The organism is Micromonospora sp. DT201 (genome assembly GCF_049841575.1).
In the GTDB taxonomy this organism is placed as follows: domain Bacteria; phylum Actinomycetota; class Actinomycetes; order Mycobacteriales; family Micromonosporaceae; genus Micromonospora.
This window is the reverse complement of the sequence record NZ_JBNCKP010000002.1, coordinates 291,579-313,392: the sequence shown is the minus strand read 5'-3', so window position 1 is coordinate 313,392 and position 21,814 is coordinate 291,579. Positions and strand designations below refer to the sequence as shown.

24 protein-coding genes and 1 tRNA gene are annotated in these 21,814 nt (G+C 68.5%); 17 read left to right on the top strand and 8 right to left on the bottom strand.

Annotation, left to right across the window (positions count from 1 at the left end):
- The first annotated feature begins 17 nt into the window (after window positions 1-17).
- Window positions 18-380, top strand: coding sequence for a hypothetical protein (locus tag ACLQ28_RS05240; RefSeq protein ID WP_425685044.1), 363 nt, complete (start codon window positions 18-20; stop codon window positions 378-380).
- Window positions 381-437: 57 nt separating this feature from the next.
- Window positions 438-869 carry an ASCH domain-containing protein gene (locus ACLQ28_RS05235; RefSeq protein ID WP_184180261.1) on the top strand — a complete coding sequence of 144 codons (432 nt, stop codon included), beginning with the start codon at window positions 438-440 and terminating at the stop codon, window positions 867-869.
- A 31-nt stretch (window positions 870-900) separates the two neighbouring features.
- Here the strand turns inward: ACLQ28_RS05235 and ACLQ28_RS05230 are convergent, their stop codons facing one another.
- Window positions 901-1,782 carry an LLM class flavin-dependent oxidoreductase gene (locus ACLQ28_RS05230; protein WP_425685043.1) on the bottom strand — a complete coding sequence of 294 codons (882 nt, stop codon included), beginning with the start codon at window positions 1,780-1,782 and terminating at the stop codon, window positions 901-903.
- A gap of 56 nt (window positions 1,783-1,838) precedes the next feature.
- Between ACLQ28_RS05230 and ACLQ28_RS05225 the strand changes: the two genes are divergently transcribed.
- From ACLQ28_RS05225 to ACLQ28_RS05190, 8 genes are all read left to right on the top strand, one after another.
- On the top strand, window positions 1,839-2,033 hold the full coding sequence (locus tag ACLQ28_RS05225; protein ID WP_425685042.1) for a hypothetical protein: 195 nt from the start codon (window positions 1,839-1,841) through the stop codon (window positions 2,031-2,033).
- Between the two features lie 118 nt (window positions 2,034-2,151).
- Window positions 2,152-2,856, top strand: a complete 705-nt coding sequence (locus ACLQ28_RS05220) for a dihydrofolate reductase family protein (protein ID WP_425685041.1) — start codon at window positions 2,152-2,154, stop codon at window positions 2,854-2,856.
- A gap of 145 nt (window positions 2,857-3,001) precedes the next feature.
- Window positions 3,002-3,760: a hypothetical protein gene (locus tag ACLQ28_RS05215; protein WP_425685040.1), complete on the top strand. Its 759-nt coding sequence runs from the start codon at window positions 3,002-3,004 to the stop codon at window positions 3,758-3,760.
- A complete protein-coding gene (locus ACLQ28_RS05210) occupies window positions 3,757-4,122 on the top strand; it encodes a transcriptional regulator (protein ID WP_425685039.1) in 366 nt (121 codons plus the stop codon). Before ACLQ28_RS05215 ends, ACLQ28_RS05210 begins: the two co-directional genes overlap by 4 nt.
- A gap of 195 nt (window positions 4,123-4,317) precedes the next feature.
- Window positions 4,318-4,821 carry a SigE family RNA polymerase sigma factor gene (locus ACLQ28_RS05205; RefSeq protein WP_425685038.1) on the top strand — a complete coding sequence of 168 codons (504 nt, stop codon included), beginning with the start codon at window positions 4,318-4,320 and terminating at the stop codon, window positions 4,819-4,821.
- Window positions 4,818-6,212 (top strand): TolB family protein, encoded by a 1,395-nt coding sequence (locus ACLQ28_RS05200; protein WP_425685037.1) that lies wholly within the window; start codon window positions 4,818-4,820, stop codon window positions 6,210-6,212. Before ACLQ28_RS05205 ends, ACLQ28_RS05200 begins: the two co-directional genes overlap by 4 nt.
- A gap of 9 nt (window positions 6,213-6,221) precedes the next feature.
- The gene (locus tag ACLQ28_RS05195; RefSeq protein WP_425685036.1) at window positions 6,222-6,470 is read left to right on the top strand and encodes a hypothetical protein; all 249 of its coding nucleotides are present in this window, start codon (window positions 6,222-6,224) and stop codon (window positions 6,468-6,470) included.
- Between the two features lie 184 nt (window positions 6,471-6,654).
- On the top strand, window positions 6,655-7,092 hold the full coding sequence (locus ACLQ28_RS05190; RefSeq protein ID WP_425685035.1) for a GyrI-like domain-containing protein: 438 nt from the start codon (window positions 6,655-6,657) through the stop codon (window positions 7,090-7,092).
- 12 nt (window positions 7,093-7,104) lie between these two features.
- Here the strand turns inward: ACLQ28_RS05190 and ACLQ28_RS05185 are convergent, their stop codons facing one another.
- Entirely contained in the window at window positions 7,105-7,908 is an 804-nt protein-coding gene (locus ACLQ28_RS05185; RefSeq protein WP_425685034.1) for a hypothetical protein, read from the bottom strand.
- Entirely contained in the window at window positions 7,905-8,492 is a 588-nt protein-coding gene (locus tag ACLQ28_RS05180) for an RNA polymerase sigma factor (RefSeq protein WP_425685033.1), read from the bottom strand. The genes ACLQ28_RS05185 and ACLQ28_RS05180 overlap by 4 nt, the downstream gene beginning before the upstream one ends.
- A 136-nt stretch (window positions 8,493-8,628) precedes the next feature.
- Between ACLQ28_RS05180 and ACLQ28_RS05175 the strand changes: the two genes are divergently transcribed.
- Window positions 8,629-9,573: an ATP-binding cassette domain-containing protein gene (locus ACLQ28_RS05175; protein WP_425685032.1), complete on the top strand. Its 945-nt coding sequence runs from the start codon at window positions 8,629-8,631 to the stop codon at window positions 9,571-9,573.
- Window positions 9,570-10,319, top strand: coding sequence for an ABC transporter permease (locus tag ACLQ28_RS05170; protein WP_425685031.1), 750 nt, complete (start codon window positions 9,570-9,572; stop codon window positions 10,317-10,319). The genes ACLQ28_RS05175 and ACLQ28_RS05170 overlap by 4 nt, the downstream gene beginning before the upstream one ends.
- On the opposite strand, the gene ACLQ28_RS05165 is transcribed toward ACLQ28_RS05170, so the two are convergent.
- The 4 genes from ACLQ28_RS05165 to ACLQ28_RS05150 all read right to left on the bottom strand — a co-directional run bounded on the left by ACLQ28_RS05165 (window position 10,303) and on the right by ACLQ28_RS05150 (window position 16,099).
- Complete coding sequence (locus ACLQ28_RS05165; protein ID WP_425685030.1) at window positions 10,303-13,440, bottom strand: BTAD domain-containing putative transcriptional regulator; 3,138 nt, start codon at window positions 13,438-13,440, stop codon at window positions 10,303-10,305. The genes ACLQ28_RS05170 and ACLQ28_RS05165 overlap by 17 nt on opposite strands.
- Before the next feature lie 185 nt (window positions 13,441-13,625).
- Window positions 13,626-14,729, bottom strand: a complete 1,104-nt coding sequence (locus tag ACLQ28_RS05160) for a DUF6461 domain-containing protein (RefSeq protein ID WP_425685029.1) — start codon at window positions 14,727-14,729, stop codon at window positions 13,626-13,628.
- Window positions 14,730-15,059: 330 nt separating this feature from the next.
- Complete coding sequence (locus ACLQ28_RS05155) at window positions 15,060-15,485, bottom strand: NUDIX domain-containing protein (protein WP_425685028.1); 426 nt, start codon at window positions 15,483-15,485, stop codon at window positions 15,060-15,062.
- 320 nt (window positions 15,486-15,805) lie between these two features.
- Entirely contained in the window at window positions 15,806-16,099 is a 294-nt protein-coding gene (locus ACLQ28_RS05150; RefSeq protein WP_425685027.1) for a DUF7336 domain-containing protein, read from the bottom strand.
- Between the two features lie 298 nt (window positions 16,100-16,397).
- On the opposite strand from ACLQ28_RS05150, the gene ACLQ28_RS05145 reads away from it, so the two are divergent.
- The 5 genes from ACLQ28_RS05145 (at window position 16,398) to ACLQ28_RS05125 (ending at window position 21,581) form a co-directional block, all read left to right on the top strand.
- Window positions 16,398-18,185: a carboxypeptidase regulatory-like domain-containing protein gene (locus ACLQ28_RS05145; RefSeq protein ID WP_425685026.1), complete on the top strand. Its 1,788-nt coding sequence runs from the start codon at window positions 16,398-16,400 to the stop codon at window positions 18,183-18,185.
- A gap of 491 nt (window positions 18,186-18,676) precedes the next feature.
- Window positions 18,677-19,174 (top strand): SigE family RNA polymerase sigma factor, encoded by a 498-nt coding sequence (locus tag ACLQ28_RS05140; protein ID WP_425685025.1) that lies wholly within the window; start codon window positions 18,677-18,679, stop codon window positions 19,172-19,174.
- Window positions 19,171-20,229, top strand: a complete 1,059-nt coding sequence (locus tag ACLQ28_RS05135; protein WP_425685024.1) for a hypothetical protein — start codon at window positions 19,171-19,173, stop codon at window positions 20,227-20,229. Before ACLQ28_RS05140 ends, ACLQ28_RS05135 begins: the two co-directional genes overlap by 4 nt.
- Window positions 20,230-20,557: 328 nt before the next feature.
- Window positions 20,558-21,094: an alpha/beta hydrolase gene (locus tag ACLQ28_RS05130; protein WP_425685023.1), complete on the top strand. Its 537-nt coding sequence runs from the start codon at window positions 20,558-20,560 to the stop codon at window positions 21,092-21,094.
- A 151-nt stretch (window positions 21,095-21,245) separates the two neighbouring features.
- Window positions 21,246-21,581, top strand: a complete 336-nt coding sequence (locus ACLQ28_RS05125) for a tyrosine-type recombinase/integrase (RefSeq protein ID WP_425685022.1) — start codon at window positions 21,246-21,248, stop codon at window positions 21,579-21,581.
- A gap of 89 nt (window positions 21,582-21,670) precedes the next feature.
- Here ACLQ28_RS05125 and ACLQ28_RS05120 read toward each other — a convergent pair.
- Window positions 21,671-21,744, bottom strand: a tRNA-Gly gene (locus ACLQ28_RS05120).
- Window positions 21,745-21,814: the final 70 nt, after the last annotated feature.

The window sequence follows — 21,814 nt, the reverse complement described above, 5'->3', positions numbered from 1 at the left end:
GAGGGCTCACCACGCTGGTGCACCGTGCCGGCCTCGACTACCTGCGCTTCGGGCATGTCGAGCCGGTCATGCTGGTGCACGCGGTCACCGCACCGACCGCGGTGCTGCGTACCCTGCCGGCACTCGACCAGGCGCTGTGGGCGCCGAGCCTCGCCGCGGCCTGGGCCGCGACGGCGGCCATGACCTCGGTGTACGCCCCGGTCGACGGCCTCGCGCCACCGACCGTGACGGCCGCGACCCCGGCGGAGGTCTTCGCCCGCGCGGCCCGGCACGGCGACGAGCACGTGGTCAAGCTGGCCGATGCGGTGCTCGACGCGCACGCGGCCACCGGCGACGACCGGCTGCTCACCGCCGCCGGCTACGCCGGGCAGTTGATCTGAGCAGAGCCCGACGTATTGCGGCGGCGGCGTGGGCCGCGCTGGCCTAGCCTCGGCAGGATGTGGCCTCGGATCGGTGAACTGCGCGCCCTCGCCCTCGGAACCCCCGGCGAGCTACGGGAAACCCTCAACACCCTGGTGCTCGCCGGTGTGAAGACCGCGACGGCCGGGCGGCTCGCCGAGTACGCGGAAGAGGGCGAGGAGTTGGAGCACGTCGGCGAACGGCTGGCCCTGGTCGACGACGACAACGCCCTGGCCGGCGTGGTGGAGATCACCGGAGTTGAGATCGTCCGCTTCGCCGACGTGCCATGGGACTTCGCCCGCGCCGAGGGGGAGGGTGATCGCTCGATCGAGGAGTGGCGGGCCGGGCACTCGGCCTACTGGGCGCGGCTCGGCACCCCGGTCGACGGAGACACCCCGATCGTCTGCCTCCGCCTACGGCTGGTCTCCGGTGGCGAGGGCGGCGTGGCCAGCGGCGACCTCGGCACCTGATCCGGTTGGTCGGCTCCGCTGCGGTGCCGGTTCAGCCGCGCAGCTCCGGCAACAACCGGGTCGCCACGTCCACCAGGACGGCCTCGTCGCCGGCGTACCAGCTGCTGGCGCGCGGCCAGTGCGTCACCACGTCGGTGAAGCCGAGGTCGGCTGCCCGGCCGACCTGATCGGCGAAGAACTGCGCGCTGCTGAGCGAGAACACCGGCGCCGCGTCCAGTGAGAGGTAGCGGTCCAGCGTGGCCGGGTCGCGGCCAGCCTCGTCCAGCGTCCGGTCCATCCGCGCGGACAGCGCCGACACGCTGTCCCACCAGCTCGCCAGGTCGTTGTCGTCACCGGTGCCGGTGGTCACCCACCCCTGACCGAAGCGGGCCACAAGCCGCATCGACCGCGGCCCGTTGGCGGCCACCACGAACGGCACCCGGGGCTGCTGGACGCAGCCGGGGTTGTTGCGGGCGTCCACCGCGCTGAACCAGTCACCGCGCCAGGTGGTGCCGTCCTCCCGCAGAATCAGATCCAGCAATTCGGTGAACTCGGCGAACCGGTCGACGCGCTGACGCGGCGGGAGCGTCTCGCCGCCCAGCACGGCCGAGTCGAAGCCGATGCCGCCCGCGCCCAGGCCGAGCAGCAGGCGACCGTCCGAGACGTCGTCCACCGTGGTGATCTGCCGGGCGAACGCGGCCGGGTGCCGGAAGTTCGGCGACGCGACGAGGGTGCCCAACCGGATCCGGGACGTCACCGTGGCGGCGGCGGTCAGCGTGGTCATCGAGTCGAACCACGGGCCGTCGACCAGGTCCCGCCAGCCCAGGTGGTCGTAGGTCCAGGCATGGTCGAAGCCCCACTCGTCGACCTGCCGCCAGCGACGCTGCGCCTCCGCCCAACGCTGGTCGGGCAGGATCACGATGCCAATCCGCATGATCGCCAGCCTAGCTGGGGGCACCACCGACTCCCGGCTATCGCTACCGTTCCGCTGTGGACCTACCTTCGGGGCGAGCCGCCACGGTACGAGCCTTTGGCACCATCTCGCTGGTGGCGGGCTTCATGACGTCGGTGCTCAGCATGATGTCCAGCTACGACGGGCTAAAACCCCAGATCCTCGCCGCCTTCCTCATCCTGACCGGCATCGGTCTGCGGATCGAGGCCGCGATCGTCGACCGCATGCAGTAAGTCCTGCCAACGTGTGGCCCGCATCACACCGTCGCCCTGTAGGGCTGTCTCGGTCGGGTCCGACTCCTCCATGAGCAGGCACCCGAGAGGTGCCGCCCGAGGAGAGGAAAGACGCGAGATGACGAAGGTGACCGCGCAGCTGTCGGTGTCGGTGGACGGGTTCTACGCGGGCCCACAGTTCGACGGCGGCGGCGACTGGATCGACTCGGCGGAGAGCGCAGCTTTCTTCCGGGTCACCCGCTGGGTGACCGAGGCGACGGCCTGGCGGGAGCGACAGGGCTTCACCGGCGGGGAGCAGGACGCCAACTCCGACGTGGTTGCCGAGTCGTTCGGGGCCGCCGGCGCGTACGTGATGGGACGCCGGATGGCCGACGGGGGTGAGGTGCCCTGGGGTGACGAGCCGCCGTTCCGCGCGCCGGTCTTCGTCGTCACACACCGCCCCCGCCAGCGCCTGCTGCGGCAGGGAGGCACCAGCTTCACCTACGTCACCGATGGCGTGGCCAGCGCCGTCGAGCAGGCACGCGCCGCGGCCGGTGGCAAGAACGTCGCCGTGGCCGGGGGCGGCAGCCTGGTGCGACAGGTGCTCAAGGTCGGTCTGCTCGACGAGTTGGAACTGCACGTCGTACCGGTGGTGCTCGGCACCGGGCTCCGACTGTTCGACGCGGACCTCGACCTCGGCGACAAGGAGGCGGTCGAGCTGACGCCGACCCGCGTCATCCACACACCGCAGGTGACCCACATCCGGTACGAGGTGCGCGGTCGCGCACCGCTCGTGCTCGACGACCGTGGCAGCGGTGGTGGCCCGACGGTAACCGCGAACTGAAGCACGGCCCATCGAAGGACCCGCGCGGATCCAGCGGGAACCACCGCGGTCGATCCCGCGGGCCCGGCCGTCCCACTGAACCCTTGCGCAGATTGATTTGCAATGCAAACCTATTGGTAGTGCAGGATCAATCCTGGAGGGCATCGTGTCGGAACAATCGAGCACCGCACCGAACAGCAAGGACACACCCGGAGAGCTGCTGGCGTCGGTGACCGCCCTCCAGCGGCGTACCCGGGCCGCCCGACACGCCTACTGGCTGCCGCTACTGCTGTTCGGTCTCCTGATGGCGATGGCCGCACCCCTGTACGTCGAGTCGGTCGAATCGCCCACCCTGCGCGCCACGCAGGACAACCCCGCACTGACCGGCCTCGGTGGGGACTTCCTCGAACGCTCAGCGGCCCTCGGCTGGTACTGGCTGGCGGCGCTCATCGGCGGCTACCTGCTCAGCCTCTGGTGGTATCGGTGGCATGGTTTACGGGTGGGCGTCCAGACCTCGGCTCGGCCGTACGTCATCGCCGGCATCGTGGGCACCCTGGTCGGGCTCGTGTTGCCGATCGTGCTGCGGTTCCTGTTGCTCAACACGGCGGCGGCGATTTCGAGCGGGACCAGTTGGGCGACCACACCGCTGTTGGGCGTCTCCAATCGCGGCATGCTTCCGCATCTGGTCATCGCGGTGGGTCTTCTGGTCCTCGCCCGCCTGGAGCGCAGTCGCGGCCTAACGGCCGTGGCCGTCTGCTACGTCGTCGCGGTCGTGTTCATCAACATCTACTTCCAGACCACGGACTTTGAGCCGGGGGACCTGAGCCGCTACAGCTTCATGCTGGCGGCCCTGCTGCCAGCACCGATCCTGCTCGTCGGCGGCATCGTCGCCCTCCTCACCACGAACAAGAAGAGGTTGGCGTGAGCAGTGCGGATGGCGCCGACGCAGCGGCCAACGGCCCCGCCAACGGTGGGCATCCGACGAACGGGCTCAGCGACACCGTCCACCAGCGCAACCGGCTCGGCATCCTCACCATCGCCGCGGAGGCCGAGCGGGTGGAGGTCGCCTATCTCCGCGACGCACTCGAACTCACCGCCGGCAATCTTTCCCGACATCTCGCCGTACTCGAAGAGGCCGACCTGATCCAGATCGAGCGGGGCTACCACGGCCGCAGACCCAAGACCTGGATCAGGATCACCCAGCAGGGGCAGGCCGCGCTGGCTGCCGAAATCAGCGCACTACAGGAACTCCTCCGACGGCACCAGAAGTTCCGGGCCTCCAGCTGAGCGCAGTGGATGGGTTGGCACAAGGCCAAGTTTGCTCATGGTTCCGTGCGGCGGAGGCCAGCAAGGACGAGGGTGACGACGCCGGCGCCCACGTCGTCGCGGATGCTTCCGGTCTTGGGCTCCGCGACCTGAACCGGTGGCCCAGCCTCAACCATTTCCGTGACGGGTGGCGTTCTACCTGGCGAGGGGGTGGGGATGACCGAGACGTTCCACGAGTTCGTGGTGCACCGCACGCCGGCGCTGTCCCGGACGGCCTACCTGCTCACCGGTGACCACCAGCTCGCCGAAGATCTGTTGCAGAGCGCCCTGGCCCGGACGTACCGGCACTGGCGGCGGATTCACGGCGGCGACCCCGAGGCGTACGTGCGGCGGGTGATGTACCACCAGCAGGTCTCCTGGTGGCGGCGTCGCCGGCTGGCCGAACGGCTGGAGTCGCACCCCACCGAGCGGCCCGGCGACGACCACTCCGAGGCGACCGCGCTGCGGCTGAGCCTGGTGAACGCGCTGCGCCGGCTCACCCCTCGTCAGCGCGCCGTGATCGTGCTGCGGTTCTACGAGGACCTGACCGAGGCCCAAGCCGCCGAGGTTCTTGGCTGCTCGGTCGGCACCGTCAAGCGGCACGGCCACGACGCCATCCGCCGGCTGCGCACGACCGCCCTCGACCTGGTCGACACGACGGTGGAGAGGAGCCAGCAGTGACCGCCCGCCTCCGTGAGACGCTGCACGCCGCCGCGGCCGACGTCCCCGCCTACCCGGTCTACGAACGAGCGCTCGCCACCGCCCGCCGCTCCCGCCGCCGAGCCGTCCTCGCCGCTGTCGCCGCGCTGGTGCTCGTCGCGCTGACCGGGGCTGTGCTACCGCTGACGCGTACCCCCGCCGTCGATCCGGCGGCCGGCGCGGATGCCGCGCTGCCCGACCGGATCGCCCTGCCACCGCTCGGGGCGCTGCACGCCACCGACCGACCCCGGCTCGGGCCGGCGTCGGTCATCTTCAGCGGTCAGGCGGCACGCCTTCAGGGCTGGGACGAGGACGGGATCGTCGGTGTCGTCGGCGCCGACTCCGACCGCTACCGGATCTTCTCGATGGGGTACGAGGCACCGGTCGGCGAGCAGGTGGTCCTCTCCCCGGACGGCCGGTACGTGGCCCGGCCCGCCGGCCTGTACGACGACCCCCGGTTCGACGTCATTGACCTCGTCGCCGGCCGCACCCGGCAGATACCCAGCGCGGTCGCCGACAGCGTGGGGACCACCCCGTTGGCCTGGTCACCTGACGGCGAGCACCTGGTGGTCAACGACACCGTGCCGGCCAACCCGGAGGGCAGCAGCTATCGGCAGGTGCTGAGCATCGTCACGGTCGACGGCAAACGCCGGACCCGGTTGACCGACTGGATTGAACAGCCGATCTTCGGCTCGTCCGTTGCCTTTGCTCCCGACGGGGGGCGGCTCGCGTACCAGATTGGCCGGACCGTGACGGTTGCCGACCCCGACGGCCGGGCGGTGTCCTCCTTCCAACTGCCCGCCGAGAGCTGGCTGGCCGGCAAGGGCGCATGGACCACGGACGGTGCGTTGACGCTTGTCAGCCGGAAGGCCGGCACCACCGACTGGAGCCTGCGCCGGGTCGATCCCGCCACCGGCAGGGACACCGCGCCGCTGCCGCTGCCCGGCGTCTCCGGCGTGACCGCGATCCGACTGCTCGGCTGGGGCCCGGACGGGTCGGCGATGGTGGTCGCGTACCAGCCCGAACCCCTAAGTCCGGACCGGTTCGACCAGCCGCTGGAGATGGACCAGCGCACCGCGTACCCCAATGTGCGCAGCGTACGGGTGCTGGCGCTGACGCCCGGCGCCACCGCGCCACGGACCATGTTGACTGCCCCGGAGCAGGTCCTTGCTGTCGACGTCGCCGACAACGTGATCAGCGCCGGCCGCACCCGCGACGCGAGCCCACCTGGCGGAGTGGGTGGCCGGTTCTGGTTCTGGACCATCCTGATCACCGTCCTGGTCAGCGGTGTCGCCGCGTACCGCGCTCGTGAGGGACTGGCACTCTGGCTCGATGATCGGCGGGTGCGGCGCACGCGGGGCCCAGCCGGGTGATTCTTGCCCTTGGGCTCGCCTATTGCCCCAGCGCTCGACGAGTTGGAGCTGCACGTCGTACCGGTTGTGCTCGGCACCGGGCTCCGACTGTTCGACGCGGACCTCGACCTCGGCGACAGGGAGGCGGTCGAGCTGACGCCGACCCGCGTCATCCACACACCGCAGGTGACCCACATCCGGTACGAGGTGCGCGGTCGCGCACCGCTCGTGATCGACGACCGTGGCAGCGGTGGTGGCCCGACGGTAACCGCGAGCTGAAGCACGGCCCATCGAAGGACCCGCGCGGATCCAGCAGGAACCACCGCGGTCGATCCCGCGGGCTCGGTCGTCCCACTGAACCCTTGCGCAGAACTCCTCAAACGCCACCAACAGTTGGGCGGTGCTTCGCGGCCACTCGGGCAGAAGCAGTGACCTGTCGCACGGGCGGCGTAGTTTGCCAGTCATGAATGCGTCGATGGCGGCACCGGATCCGATCACCCGGCTCGTCGAGCGCCCGGAAACACCAGTCATGTTCATCTCGACGGCCGACGAGCAGGACGCGATCACGGAGGCGTGGGCCCGCCTGGAGGAGATCGTGGGGTCACTTCATGGGCGGAAGTTCTTCGGGGTCTTCGGCCCGCCCGATGGGTCGTACCGCGTCTGCGTGCAGGTCCAGGACGACGGCGACGACGCGTTGAGCGGGCTCCAGTCCGGGTCGATCCCCGGCGGCCACTACCTGTCGACGACCGTGCAGGGTGAGCCGCCAGAGATCTACTCACACATCCCCATCCGATACGCGGAGCTGGAGCAGGTTGCCGACCACGATTCGACGCGTCCCAGCATCGAGTTCTACCGTCGGCGCGACGAGATCGACCTGCTGATCCCGGTGAACGCCCGATAGCAGCGGGCTTACCTACTGCCCCCAGCGCTCGGCGGGCCGGCAGTCAGCTCCCGGCTCGCCGTAGACGAGGGTGCCGGAGGAGTCGACGTAACAGTGGTCGAACTCGTCGGACGGACGGAACAGCAGCCGGCGGTCGATCTCAGCTCCGGTGGCGTCATAGGCGACCAACTCGGCCTTCTCGTTGACGGTGGCACCCTCGCTGAGCAGGCCGAACACACCGTTGGCCAACCGCGCCGTGGTCGTGTGCCCGTCGCCGTGTTCGAGCACCAGCCGATCCACCCGAGCACTGACCCGGCCGGTCACCGCGACGTCACCGCCGTCCCAGTCGGTCGACGAGAGCACGAACCGCTGCATCGGGCCGGGCAACCAGTTCCGTTGTGGCCAGACGCGTTCACCGCTGGTACCCCCACTGGCCTCCTCATGGGGCGGCCTTGAGACATCACAGGTGAAGTACCCGGTCTCCGTTATGAACAGCGCCACGGCACGGTGATCCTGCTCGGCGGCCACGGCCAACTGGTCCATCGACACCGGAAGCCGCTCGTGCTGCGCGTTCCACGACAGGCACTGCTCCATTGCTTGGTGCAGCGTCGGTGACAGTTCACTCGAACCCATCGCCAGGTTCCGCACACCGTCTCCGTTCGGCACCATCGACACACCGGCCACCACGGCCGCAGCCGTCGCCAGGGTGGCGATCCCGAGTCGTACCGCCCTGCGGCGCCGAGGCCGGCGGATCGACGTCATCAGGTCCACCCGCATCGTGGCCGCCTTGCCGGGGGGCAGATCCCGCTCGGCAGGCGTGTCGAGAATGTCCTTCATCGCTCCTCCTCCTGCTTGTTGCCGTCAGTGACCATCCGTGCCAACCGAGCCCGTGCGCGACTTACGCGCGAACGGAGCGCGCCTTCGCTGATGCCGAGGACTGTCGCGGCCTCGCCGTACGGCACGCCGGACCACAGGCACAGGGCCACCGCCTCCCGCTCCGCGCGAGGTAATCGGCGGACCACCGCCAAGATCCTGGTCATCTGCCGCTCGTCATCGAGCCGCGCGACTATGTCGCTGGCCGGGTCCGCGTCCGCCTCCCGCTCGGGTGGCAACCTCCGCAGGGCTGCCAACCACCGGCGGGCCGAGCGCCACTCGGTGCGGGTCGTATTGGTGGCGACCACCAGCAGCCACGGCAACACCAACCCGTCGACCAGGGCTGCCGCCTCACCGCGTCTCCGCCACGCGACCAGGAAGGTCGACTGGGTCACGTCTTCCGCGAGCGTCCAGGAGCCGGTCAGCCGGAACACGTGGTTGTAGACCGCCCGGGCATACCTGTCGAAAAGTCGGCCGAAGGCGACCTCGTCACCGGCAGCGATGGTCGACCACAGATCTTGGTCGGACGGTTGTATCTGGCTCGTCACACCTGACTATTGCCGGCCGGGGCGAATCTGTTGCAGTTCCGCTCGAAGTCGGGGCCGGACGAGGTGGGACACCGTGTCAGTGGTCGTGTCAGGGCCATGGCAGGGGGGTGACAGCCCGGCCGCCGATGGTAGGTGCATGACGAGTTCAGCGATTGCAGTCACCGGGCTGCGAAAGGCATACAAGGACAAGGTCGTGCTCGATGGCATCGACCTGGATGTCCCCGCCGGCACGATCTTCTCCCTGCTCGGCCCGAACGGGGCGGGCAAGACGACGACGGTGAACGTGCTGACCACGTTGGTGAAGGCCGACGGTGGGACCGTACGCATCGCCGGACACGATGCCGCCACCCAGGCCAAGGCAGTCCGCGCGACGATCGGGGTCACCGGCCAGTTCGCGGCCGTGGACGAGCTGCTGACTGGCCGAGAGAATCTGCAACTGATGGTGGACCTGAGCCAGGTGCCCGCCAAGGACGGCGAGCGGGTCGTCGCCGAACTGCTGGAGCGGTTCGATCTGACCGAGTCTGCGCAGAAGCCGGCGTCGACCTATTCCGGCGGTATGCGCCGCAAGCTGGACCTGGCGATGACGCTCGTCGGCGACCCGCAGATCATCTTCCTCGACGAGCCGACGACGGGCCTGGACCCGCGCAGCCGCCGCACGATGTGGTCGATCATCCGGGACCTGGTGGCCGACGGTGTGACGATCTTCCTCACCACCCAGTACCTCGAGGAAGCCGACCAACTCGCCGACCGGATCGCCGTACTCGACCAGGGGCGCATCGTCGCCCAGGGCACGCCCGACGAGCTCAAGCGCCAGATCCCCGGCACCCACGTCCGGCTCCAATTCACCACCGTCGCCGAACTCGACGCCGCCGCCCGGGTGCTCAGCGACTCCACCCGGGACGACGAGGCACTGACCCTGCGCGTGCCCAGTGACGGCGGAACCGCCTCGCTGCGGGCCCTGCTGGACCGGCTCGACGAGTACGCGATCACCGCCGAAGGGTTCTCCGTACAAACGCCGGACCTCGATGACGTCTTCCTCGCCCTGACGGGCACCCGCACCCCGGAGGTTTCCGCGAAATGAGCACCAAGTCCCACTCGATCGTCATGCTGCGTCGCAACTTCAAGCACATCTCCCGGAACCCGACCTCGGTGTTCAACGCGGTCCTGATGCCGATCGTGATCATGTTGATGTTCGTGTACATGTTCGGCGACGCCTTCAACGTCGGTGTCGACTACATCGACTACGCCACTCCGGGGCTGATGCTGTTGGCGGTCTGCTACGGGCTGGGGGCCACCGCGACGGCGGTGAACTCCGACATGACGAAGGGCATCATCAACCGGTTCAAGGTCATGCACGTCTCCCGAGGTGCGGTGCTGACCGGTCACGTCGTCGCCAGCGTACTGACCAACCTGGTCGCCATCGCGGCCCTGGTCGGGGTGGCCTTCCTGCTCGGATTCAGCCCGTCGGCGAGTCTCCTCGGCTGGCTCGGCGCGATCGGCCTCATCGTGCTGCTCGGTGTCGCCGCCGGCTGGCTCACGGTCGCCCTGGGGCTTTTCGCGAAGTCTCCAGAGACGGCGGGCCTGGCCTCCGTACCCCTGGTCATGCTGCCGTTCTTCAGCAGCGCGATCGTGCCGGCCGACAAGATGGGCCCCGGGCTCCGGGAGTTCGCGGAATACCAACCCTTCACGCCGATCATCGAAACCCTGCGCGGGCTCCTCACCGGCACGCCATCCTCCAGCGACGCGATCACCGCCATCGCCTGGTGCGTCGGCATCGCCCTCGTCGGCTACCTGTGGGCGCGGTCCACGTTCACGAAGCGAGCGTGACCGCGACCAACTCACTCCAGCTCGTCCGAGTGCCTTCCAGCGCCGCCTCCGCGAATCTCACTTCGCCGAGGCGGCGCCGCACTGTCCCCTCGATCCGGGCGACATCCGGCTGGGAATGATCCTGCCGTCCGCGCACGGCGGTGCTCGCGGCGAGCAGTCGCGCGGCCTGCTCGTACTGATCACGGCGGAGCGCCAGGTCCGCGACTCCGACGAGCACCTGCGCGATCGACGGTGCGTGCCCCAACTCGGCTGCGGCGGTGCAGGCCGAGGAGTGGTGGCTGCGCGCCTCGTCGAGATCCTCGGCGACATACCCGAGCAGGTCGTGTGTCAGCACGCGGATGTGCGCCTGCTTCGCCTCGTCGCGCAGCAGGGTCGTCACGACACCGACCTGCCGGGCCACCTCGTCGGCGTCGCCACGCCAGCGAGCGAGTTCCGCCTGCGACAGGGCCAGCACGGCCAGCGCACCCGGCCACGTGACCCGTTCCGCGGATCGCCGCGCTGCGGCGACGGCAGCCGCGCTGGACTCCTCATCACCCAGCAGCCAGTAGAGCTGAGCCTGCCGCGACCGCATCCGGATGATGTCTTCGACGGTGCCGACTTCGGTGACGACCGCGATCGCCTCTTCGTAGTGCTCGCACGCAGCGGCGAAGTCACCGCGTACGGCAATCAACTCCGCCAGCTCGGTGAGGGCGAAGGAGATCCCGAACCGTTCACCGAGCACCCGGAACTCGGCGAGCGCCGACTCGAGGTGCACGTCCACGTCCCGGCCGTCCTGACCGAGCAGGATCCGCATCTTGCCGAGTTGCAGCCGGGCCAGTGCGCGTACCCAGGGATCCTGCTCGTCCAGCAGCGGTTCCCATGCGGAAAGGACCGCGCCCGGGCCCTGCAACATGCCTTCCAACGGCACGACGAGCGCCGTCCCCGGGTGGCCGGAGTGACTGCGCTGGCTGAACTCGTACGCCCTGTGGATCCACTCCGCCGCCTGGCGCTCGTCGCCCGGCCCCGAGTTCAGGAAGAGCACGACGAGCGCGTACACCGTGGCCCGGATCTCGTCGGTCACCTCTCCTGGCGTCTCGGTGGCCGCCGTGATCAGCTCCATGCCCTCGGTCCGGTGGCCGCCGAGCCACCAGTACCAGCCGGCACCCGCGGCCAGCCGCATCGCCGCGTGCGCTTCGCCGGCCGCGAGCGCACCGCGCATCGCGGAACCGATGTTGTCGTGCTCGACTTCGAGAGTGGCGAGCCAGGTCACCTGGTCCGCGCGGCGAAGCTGCGGCTCCGCGGTCTCGGTGAGTTCGGTGAAGTACGCGAGATGCGCGTGGCGCGCCAGGTCCGATTCCCCCGCCTCGGCGAGCCGGTACGCGGCGTACTCCTTGATCGTGCCGAGCATCCGGTAGCGCGGGGCCTCGTCGCCTTCCGCGACCAGCAGCGACTTCTCGGCCAGCGCGGTGACCAGCTCGAGCACGTCCTCCTGTTCGACCTCGTTGCCGCTGCAGACCCGTTCGGCCGCTTCCAGGCTCACCCCGCCGGAAAACACCGAAAGCCTGCGCAGGACCGCTCGTTCGGCGTCGGTCAGCAACTCCCAGCTCCAGTCGACCACCGCGCGCAGTGTTCGGTGCCGGGGCAACGCGGTACGGCTGCCGCCGGTCAGCAGGCGGAACCGATCGTCGAGCCGCCTGGCGAGCTGGTCGACGGACATGGTGCGCAACCTGGCCGCGGCCAGTTCGATCGCCAGCGGCATTCCGTCCAGCGCCCGACAGACCCGCGCCATCGTCGACAACGTGTGTGCGTCGACCGCCAGATCCCTACGCACCGCGCCCGCCCGGTCCAGCAGCAACCGGACGGCGGGAGAGGATTCGATCTCGTCAGGGCCGGCGTCGACGTCCGGCAAGGCCAGCGGCACGACCGGCCACAGCGCCTCACCGGTGATGCCGAGCGGTTCCCTGCTCGTCGCCAGAATCCGCAGCCGCCGGCACTCCCCGAGAAGTCGATGGGCGACCGCCGCCGCCGACTCGATCACGTGCTCGCAGTTGTCCAGAATCAGTAGCGTCTCTCGCTCGCGGATCGCGGAGACGAGCCGGTCGATCAACTCCATGCTCGGTGCCTCGCCGAGCAGAGCGTCCCGGAGCCCGAGCCCGGCGAGGGTCGCCTGCACCACGTCACCGTCGGCGCCGATGGCCGCGAGCTCCACCAGCCAGGCGCCGTCCGGCAGGTCGTCGAGCATCCTGCGCGCGGTCTCCGTGGCCAGCCGGGTCTTTCCCGAGCCGCCCGGCCCGATCAGGGTCGTGAGCCGGTGTCCGGCGACGAGCGCGCCGACCTCGGCGACAGCTTCGTCCTTGCCGACGAAGCTGCTCAGCTCGGCTCGCAGGTTGGTCTTCCGGTTATCCTCCCGCTGTCCCAACTCGCCCCGCAGCAGCGCGACGTGCAACGCCGAGAGCTCCGGCGAGGGGTCGACGCCCAGCTCGTCGGCCAGGGCTTCGCTCGTACGCTGGTACACGAGTAGCGCCTCGTTGTCCCGACCGCTCGCGGCGAGGGCACGCATCAATGCGGTGACAAGCCGTTCCCGCACCGGGTGCGCGGCCACCAGGTCGGTCAACTCCGCGACCAACTCCGGACCGTGGCCGAGGCTGACCTCCACGTCGAAGCGATCCTCCATGGCGGACAGGCGCAGCCTCTCCAGCCGGGTGACGGCCGCGTCAAACGCCGCGCTGTCGGCCAGACCGACGTCCTGCATGGCCGTACCGCGCCACAGGGCGAGGGCCTCGCGTAACCGCCGAATCCGCTGCGGGCCCTCGTCATCGCGCGCCTGGGCGACGAGGCGTTCGAACCGTACGGCGTCGACGACGCCGGGTTCCACCGTCAACCGGTAGCCGTCCGTCTGCCCCTCGATCGACCCTTCCGGCAGCACCTTCCGCAGCCGGGAAACCAGGCGGTGCAGGGCGTTCGCCGCATCGGAGGGTGGGTGTTCGCCCCAGATCCAGTCGACGAGAGTCGCCTTCGGGACCACCTGCCCCGGGTTGAGCGCGAGGGCGGTCAACAGGCCGCGCAGCCGCGCGCCCGGCACGTCGGTGAAGGCCCCGTCTTCCGTACGAACCTCGAATGGACCAAGCATCCCGACCTGCACCTGGCACATCTTGCCATGAGCGTGAGAAAGATCCGCATTGCCGATCAGCTGGCTGTGGCGTACACGTGGCCGTGGAATGTCGAAGCCTCCGAGTGCCGCCAACAGGGTGCCGAGCACCGTGGCGAATCCGGTGGACCTGCACCCGAAGCAGTCACGGCATAACGTCGTCCGTCGAGTGCGCCGCGCTACCGGTACTGACCCCTACATCGGGCACGCCACGGAAACTTGTCCTCACCCATGTGATGATCGCCAATAGCACCAGCAGCATCGCGCCCCCAGCACCGATGAGGACTGCGTACGGTGCGGCGGCGTCCGTCGCGCTGATCCAGCTCGGCACCCCGGCGTCGTGGACGATGCCCAGTCGCTTTGGATCGCTGCCGTCGTTCGGCGCGGCCAGCGCCCCGACGACGCCGTACGCGGCGAGCAACCCGCAGACCGGCCCGATGATTCCGGGCGACCGCGATCCGGCGACGCGTGTGCGCCTTGAGGTAGACGATCCTCGACCGGGCATCCTCGTCCAGGGTCAGGCCTCGCTCGACGGCCTCCACCGCCCGCCTCACCAGATCGTCATCGCTGAACCTGAATCGCTTCGTCACCGCTCGCAAGGCAAGCGCCAGTGCCGCCCGCCGCACCGGCTCCGACGCGGCCCGCAGTCGCGCGTCAAGATCGGGCTCGTAGTGACCGAAGCTCGATGGCGGCCTAGGGTCAGCGGGAAACGAGCCAAGCCGCACCGTCACCCACGGCCCGGCTTCCGGGTCGGCCCCCTCGTCGCTCATCCACTCGGCCGGCAGCCGCACGCCGGTCCGCCGCTCGACAAACGCCATTACCGCAGGTGTCACGTACTCCGTCCCCTGCGCGGCGCGTACGTCCTCCAGATCGTCGGCGAAAACGGACGGGTCATCGCCATGCCGCCGGTCAGGATCGTTCATGTCCATCCAGGCAAGCACCTTGCCGTACACCGCGTAGGTGACCCCGCCGTTGCCGTTGATGGTCCAGTCGACCGTATGCACCCGCATGCCGTCACTGAGCCAGCGCAAGACTTCAGGCCGGCTCAGCGCGCAACCGTTGTCCTGGAACACCACCACATTCGGGCCAATCTGAGCCAGGTCGGCGAACTCGCCGGGGTTGTTGTCACCCGACTCGACACGCCTGGCCCGCAAGCGCTTGATTACCCCGTCGATAGTGGCCTCGGCACTGGCCGGCTGAACCACCGCCCAGCTCAGCCCTTCGGCGAGCCAGTCCCGATCGGCCAGGAAATCGTCGTAGTAGCGCACCGTGTCCGACACCATCGAAAAACAGTACGACGATCACCGCCCCCGGTGGTGTCCCAGCTATAGGCCACCTCCACGGGGGTGAACGACATCCCGGAAGCGCCCGTCTTCACCGCCGAGAGCAGGCAGCCGAGCTGGTCGGTCGCCACGCGGAGCTTCCGGATCAGCGCGAACTGCCAAGCGTGCAAGAGGTGACGGTCGAGCAGGTGGCATCCCCGACCGGCGAGCGGCGTTGCCACATCGTGAGCTTCGGATGGCCCGTCCGGGTAGCTGTCGACGAGGAAACGGGCGACGCGGACATTCTGCGGTGAAGGGCGGATCTGCCGATGACGCCGTGCTCGGCCATGATCAGGCCCGGTGCTCGGCAAGGACTCTGCTGAACATCGCAAGGTAGCTGTCGTGAGCCAAGGACAAATCTCCGAGTGCGTCTTCCGTGAACCACGCAATGGCATCGTGTTCGTCTGGCGCAACGTTGACCGGGGACCCCGTCCACGCTTCGATCAGCCAGATTTGCATGTCGAACGTGTCGGTGTGAACTTCTCGCAGGGGCGGACCCAACGGCGCCGCGACGTCGATGCCCAATTCCTCTCGGAGCTCTCGAGCAAGTGCCCGGCCGGGAAGTTCGCCGGGCTCCACGTGGCCACCGGGCAGATCCCAGACGTCGGGGTACCAACGGCGCTGGGGAGATCGGTGACAAAGCAGTAGCCGGTTGCCGTCCCGCAGTAACGCGGCGACGATGCGGGCCTTGGGAGAGTCGTCCACAGAGATTGACACTGGTGTATTCTGCCACCCCTCGTGAGCCGACACTGTGCCGTGCCGAACGGCGGCCGCACTGCTCGACGAAATCGAGGCACCCCGCCACCACCGCGCCGCCGTGAGTGTCCGGGGGGTGTGATGCTCGAGCCGCCAACGCAGGGCCAGCCTGAGTTACCAGATCTGCGCTCGCTCGTCGACGAACCGGGGCGGCTCGCCAAGGAAACAGCCGACCGGGACGGGTCCGTGCGCGATGTCGACCCCTGCCTCTGCACTGTCAGCCCCGGACACCACCGTGGCCCGTGGTCGGCCCGGCTTGCGCTCCGCGATGAACCTGCCCTTCAGTCGGCCTGACCGTCGGCGGCGATGGAAACGAAGCCGTCGTTCCACTGGTCCTCGTCGAGGCTGTAGCGGTTGAGGTAGAAGCAGTCGGGCTCGTCGCGGAAGCCAGGCAACTTCCTGGCTCGCTGTATCCGTTCCTCCGCTCGTGCCTCCGACGAGTACACCCCCAGAATCTTGAGATCGTCGCCGTCTTCCTCGTCCCAGACCAGCTCGCCGGCTTCGTCCCGGTGCGTTGTCGGTCGCCCGTCGAGCCACCGGGCGTGGCGGACGTGCCAGAGCAGGAAGACCTCCATGCGGGCGCACGCTACCCGCCACCGCGCTGTCTGCTGGGGGGCCGCGTGACCGATCCGCGACACGGGCGCGCTGCCCGAGACAACGCAGCCGTACGCATGAAGACGCTTTCTTGCACCCCGGTGCGACGTCACAGGACCGGCATCGGTCCCACCCGGGTGACCAGCCGGCGGATGGCCTCCCCGCCGTCCGGGGGAGCAGCCGGCGACCCCGGCCACTGATACGGTCCTGACACCAGCCATGGAGCGTGATGAATCCGATCGGCAAGTCGGACTGGACTCCTGGCAGAAACGGGGAAACATGAATAGCAGGGTGCTGCGCGCACTAGGCGCCGCAGCGATGGCCGGGCTGATGGCCGTCATGGGCCTCACCGGGCCGGCGCAAGCGGCGGAGGCCGCCGGGTTGGACGGCACGATCACCAACAAGTTGACCGGCGAGCCCGTCGCCGGGGCGGGGATCGTGATCCAGCAGCAGGACGGTTCCAACTGGAACTTCACCAACAGCGACACCGACGGGCGCTTCGCCTTTCCGGACACGCCGGCCGGCGAGTACACCGTCCAGGTCAACGCGAACGGTTACGTCGAGGAGTACCTCTACGGCCACCAGAACAGCTGGGAGGCCGACCTCATCACGGTCCCGGCCACCCTCCAGATCCCTTTGATGCCCATCCAGTACGGCGACGTCGCTGGCCGGGTGGTGGACCAGAAGGGTGCGGGCATCGCTCACGTCGGGGTCCAACTGCGACGCGGCGCCAACTGGGTGGCCGACACGGTGACTAACAACCAGGGGCGGTACCGCTTCGAGCGGATCGAGACCACCTCCAACTACACGGCACAGTTCACCTTCCCGAGTGGCCAGGTGCTCTTCAACGGCGGAGTCGAGTCCGAGTACGACGCTCCCCCCTTCACCGTGACGGCGAACAAGACGACCACCGTCAACCTCACCCGGCCCCCGGTCGGGAACCTCATGGTCCGCGCGGTCGACAAAAAGACCGGCGCCGCGATCGCCGGCTACTGCTGGTACCCGCAGGACGGCCCGTTCTCGTTCCACACCACCTGCACCGACAAACTGGGCCGGGCCCGGTTCCAGGACATGCCGGTCGGCACCTACCGCGGCGGCGGCTACGACCCCAACAAGGTCTACGTCAACGGCCTGTTCGGCCCGGTGACCGTGACCGAGAACGAGACGACCCGGGCGACCATCAAGCTGGAGAAGTCGGTAAGCCTGCACGTCGACTTCGTCGACGCGGCCACCGGCGACCCGGTCAACGGCGCCTGCGTCACCCTGGCCGATCCGGTGTTCACCGACGTCGGCCAGAACGGCAGATGCGGCTCCGAGGTGGACTACGACAACCTGTTCGCCGAGGAGCATTTCCGGCTCTTCGTCGCTCCGTACGACGAGGAGCACGGGGCGCAGTGGGTCTCGAAGACCGGTGGCGGCACGGGCGACCCGGCGCAGGCCAAGGTCTTCAAGCCGGTGCCGGGCGCGCGCATCCGGGTGACCGTCAAGCTGGACGGCGCCGGCAGCGTGACCGGCGTCGTGCGGGACGCCGCGACGGGAGCCGCCGTGCGCGACGTCTGCCCGACCCCGACCGGACCGGCCTTTTCCTACACCGAGGGTCCCAACGCCAACTGCACCTACGACGGCGGTCAGTACACGATCCGCAACCTCGGCCCGTACCGATGGAAGCTGGCCTTCCCGGCGTACGACGGCCAGCACGCCTGGGCCTGGTCGGGCAACGCGGTGAGCCGAGCGTCCGCGACGCCGGTGCAGGTGGTGGCCGACGAAACCGTCACGCTGGATGCGGCGCTGCCGGCCACGGGCACGATCAGCGGCACCGTCACCGTGCCCGACGGCACCTGCCTGACGTGCGTGGGCATCACCGCTGTCGACGCGACGACCGGCGACTGGGCAGGCATCCAGCCGTCGGTCCGCTCGGACGGCACGTTCACCATGAAGGGCCTCAACACGCAGGACGTGCGGCTCCTCTACAGCGTGGGCGACGGCCGGGTGGCGTACCCGAACCTCATCCACACCACCGCGGGTGAGGCCGTCACCGGCATCACGATCACCGTGCCGGCGGCGTAGCGCCGGAGAGGCAGCGGGCACGACAAACGCAAGAAGCGATAACGACGACTGAAGCCCCAGCCAGGAAACCGGTCCCTTGGGATCTAGCGGTCCTCGCAACACCCAGACCTTCTGGGAGTTGCGAGGACCGTGTCCGTTTCGGCTGAACTCAAGGAAAAGTTCTTCGAGATCTTTGATCGCGTTGGCAGTGCGACCACCGCTGCGTGTTGGAGCGGGTGACGGGAATCGAACCCGCACTGTCAGCCTGGGAATTGCCGATGTTCGCCCGTCTGCTGGCTTGGCGACCTGGTCTCGGTGGCCTGTCGTGGCCTCGCCTGGCCCCTGCTGTCCTCGCCCAGTAGCACGCTAATGGCGTGCCCATCATGCGGCCTCGGCCACCGACACCTGGCGGTCCACCTGGACGATGCGTCCGTCGAGAAGTTCGCGCGTGGAAGCAACCTTCAGAAGCCCCGGTCGGGTAGTAGCCGGTGACCCCGTTCGAAGGAGAGCCGGTGGCATTGAGCGACACGTTCGCTGAGTTCGTGACGGCGCGATCACCCCGTCTTCAGCGCACCGCCTATCTACTCACTCACGACTGGGCGCAGGCAGAGGATCTGCTGCAAACGGCCTTGGTCCGCGCATGGAGCGCGTGGGGGCGGATCGACGGAGATCCAGAGCCGTATGTGCGGAAGATTCTGGTGAACGTTTACGCCTCGTGGTGGCGGCGCAGATGGCGCCAGGTCGAGCTGCCGGCGTCGCAGCTGCCGGAGCAGGCGGCGGCCGACCACATCTCGCGGGTGGACGAGCGGGACGAGGTGTGGCAGGCGCTCGGGAGGCTGCCCCGCCGACAGCGGGCGGTGTTGGTGCTGCGCTACTTCGAAGACATGACCGAGGCGCAGATCGCGGACGCGATGAGCATCTCGGTGGGCACCGTCAAAAGCCAGGCCAAGAAGGCACTGGAGAAGCTGCGACTGGACAAGTCGCTGACGTTGGAGGCGTTGCACCAGTGACCGACCTCAAGGACCTCATGGATGAGCGTTCCGCTCACGGTGTGCCGTCGCCTGGACGGTTGATCGAGGTGCAGCGCAAGATCAGCGTACGGCGGCGTCGGCGCGTCGTGGCCGCAACGGTGGCAGCAGCGGCAGCGGTGGCAGCGCTGGGATCCTTTACCGTCGTTCTCGGCGGGGAGCCGACGCAGCCCTCGGCCTTCACCGCTGGATCGACGACCCCGTCAGCGGGGCCGGCCAGCGCATCGGCTTTTCCGAAACCAGTGGCGGGCCGCAAGATCGGGCCCTTCGCCGAGTACGCCCGCGGATACCGGGTGGTTGCCGTCGGCACGGCGCCAGTGAGTTCAAAGAAGGTGCAGCTCAGCTGGACGGTCAACTCGACGGACGTCCAGTTCTTCAGCTACTGCCCCGGTCTACCGGACAACCGCACACTTGACGCCGAGATTGCGATCAATGACGAACCCGCCGCCATCTCGATGAACTGCAATTCGGAGCTGCACCAGGACCCGACGGGATCGGAGTCCCGTGGGGTGGGAGCAAGCGTCGGCGACACAGTATCGATGACGTACACGGTCACCGGCGCCCAGAGCGCTGGGCGCCGGATGTCGTTGATCCCCACCCAGGGCACCCTGCACTTCGCCGTAGCCGAGAAGGTGCCGTTCACTCAGTACCCCCTGCCAGCCCGACCAGCCAAGCTGAATCCGCCAAAGCCGGACGGCATGGCCAGCGAGCCCGGCACCAAGGTCCTCCACAGCGAGCCGGCAGATCCCAACAGAGCGGTCAGCACGACGATGACCTGGCATCGCGGTTACGACTTCACCGTGGTCCCGCAGACGCCTGGCATCTACCGCATCTCTGTCAATGGTGTGAGCGTGCTCACCGGGGAGGTCTATGACTACTCCGGTAATGGTCCGAACGCCAGCTGCCAAGTCGAGCGGAACGATCAGGGATTCTGCGTGCCCGAGCTACGGTCCGTGAAGGACGGCGACAACGTCACGATCACCGTCACCGCACAGTACGCCACGGGCCCCTGGCTGGCTGAGCTTCGCTCGCAGTAGCAGAGCCCATGACCGGGGCTAATGGCACGTTAATGGCACACGGCATGAGCGCTGACCTCGGAACGTCGAAGGCCCTGGTGGGACTCGCGTCCTGACCAGGGCCTTCGCATTGGAGCGGGTGACGGGAATCGAACCCGCACTGTCAGCTTGGGAATTGGACAACGTTGGACCTTGGACCAGCGTTTCCCCTTGCCGGCAAGGTCTCACCTGGCCTGGTGTGCCCCCTGCTGACACCTCGTTGTGGCCCGTGAATGGCCTGACAATGCCGCCCCTGTCGCACGCGGACTGCACGCTGGACCTGTCTTGACCGGTAGGTAAGGTCGTCCGCATGGCTGACGCTGTCGTGATTCCCGGCGGTAGGTTCGGACCGGGCGCTCCCCTGCTGATGTATGCCGGCGATGTGGCGGAGCAGCGGGGCGCAACAGTACATCGATACTCGTGGTCCCAGGAGTTTCCGAAGCCTGATCAGCCAGAAATCGAGAGCTGGGTTGGCGGTGAGATCGTTCCACTGATCGACACCATTGGCGGTCGCCCACTGCTGATCGGCAAGTCGCTCGGCACGAACGCGGCAGCGATTGCCGCCGAAAGATCCTTGCCCGCCGTGTGGCTCACGCCCTTGCTCACCCTGCCGTGGGTGGCTGACGCGTTGGGCCGCGCAACCGCGCCGTTCCTGCTCGTGGGTGGCACTGCCGACAAGCTATGGGACGGTGACATCGCCCGCCGGCTGTCACCCCATGTGCTAGAGGTGGAAGGCGCGGACCACGGTATGTACGTACCCGGCCCGCTTACCGAGTCGATCGCGGTGCTCAGTCAAGTCGTGGTCGCCGTGGAGGAGTTCCTCGACGCTATTGGCTGGCCGAGCTAGTCACCTGGTCCCGCATCGCTGCTGGTACCTAGAAGCGGATCTCCTCGTCGGGCAGTCGTAGACCGTCCAGCCTCCCCGGACGGGGACAAGGTGGAGCGCCCTACCGGACGAACGACCTTGGCCCCGTCCGGGGAGGCTGGTAGCCCTTGTGGTGCCCGGTGAGGTGATTCGTGGCGGCATCGGCTGGTCGGCGGCGGTCGGCAAGCTCAACGTGCCGGGTCTGCACTTTCACGACCTACGGCACACGGGCAACACGATCGCGGCGCGGACGGGTGCGAGCACGCGGGAGCTGATGGCCCGGATGGGTCACGACTCGTCGCAAGCGGCCATGATCTACCAGCACGCCACCTCGGAGGCGGATCGAGCTATCGCCCAGGCGGTGAGCGACGCGGTGAAGGTCGAGCGCAAGAAGGCCAAGAAGCCGGCGGGCGGCTCCTCGGACAAGGCCAAGGGCAAGAGCAAGAAGGCCGGCAAGAAGCGTGGCTAGTGGCCTGTGAATGGCCCGACAGGCGCTCGTGGCCCAAGAAACGTCGAAAGCCCTGGCTGGGACTCTCGTCCTGGCCAGGGCCTTCGCATTGGAGCGGGTGACGGGAATCGAACCCGCACTGTCAGCTTGGGAAGCTGATGTTCTGCCATTGAACTACACCCGCAAGCGGCACCACTGTACCCGAGTCGCCCAGCCTGTGCACCCAGGCACCCCTACATGGTGCTCTTGCGCGT